We start from the raw sequence: 888 nt of genomic DNA on the forward strand, positions 1-888 counted from the left end.
CCACGATGCGATTAAGCCAACCCGAATCTATACTGACGGCGACGATGTCACCGGCCTTATCACCCGGAACTACAGTGCTACGTGGCAGGACAATGTTACTACGTACTTCCAGCCGTACGACGACATTGGGATTACAAACGAGAGCGGGGGTTACGCCCTCAATCTGAAGAGCAACCAAGCGGTCATCTACTATGACCTCCCGGACGGTGATAAGTCTGAGAATATGCTTCTACTGCTGTTCCAGGTCGGAGTTGCAGAGTCTGACGTTGAGGCCGCCGGTGTTATCAACGTTCAAGTTAACGATGTCCAGGTCTCAGGATAATCACCGGGTGAACGTCACGCTGACGTGAATCCTGACGATTTGATATGTCTGCACTCCATTACCGGTCCCGTCGCAGACGAATCCGCTTCCGCTGGGGTGCCATCCCTGACGTGACTCGAGATGCTGGTTCCAGCCGGATTTGAACTGGGAGTTGACCACTTCAATCGAGACGTTGGCCCGGCCGGCCGTACTGTTTGGCCCACTCCTGTTTACCGGGAATGTGACGGTGGCGTTTCGACGTTCGACTGTGACAGAGACGGTTCCGCCGCCCAACTGCCGGCCCTCTGGCCCATCTACTGTTACCAGCGACACAAGTGCGCGCTCATCAGTGCAGACCAGCGTCGGCGAGCCAATGACAGCTGTCCCGCCTCTATCTCGGCGGAACACAGCCCCTCCCTCGTAGCTGACAGTTGTCCCCTCGAGTTGGTACTCGAGTCCACTCAGTTCGTAAGTGGCTTGGTAGTCGTCGGTCGGTCCTGTGGTGCTCTTTACAGATACTCGGAGTCGAGAGTCAGCTGATGAAATAGTGCTGATTCGTCCCCGATTGAGGTCCAGTTCTCCGCCGC

At 56.2% G+C, this 888-nt stretch carries 1 protein-coding gene and 1 pseudogene; one reads left to right on the forward strand and one right to left on the reverse strand.

Annotated features, from left to right (window positions below):
• Positions 1-322 (forward strand): hypothetical protein (locus D3D01_RS23875; RefSeq protein ID WP_158600565.1); only part of this gene is annotated, 322 nt, incomplete at its 5' end.
• Here D3D01_RS23875 and D3D01_RS23600 read toward each other — a convergent pair.
• Positions 323-888: pseudogene (locus D3D01_RS23600) on the reverse strand (hypothetical protein); the annotation flags it as partial.

Origin of the sequence: Haloarcula sp. Atlit-7R, from assembly GCF_003666065.1 — an archaeon.
GTDB classification, from domain to species: domain Archaea; phylum Halobacteriota; class Halobacteria; order Halobacteriales; family Haloarculaceae; genus Haloarcula; species Haloarcula taiwanensis.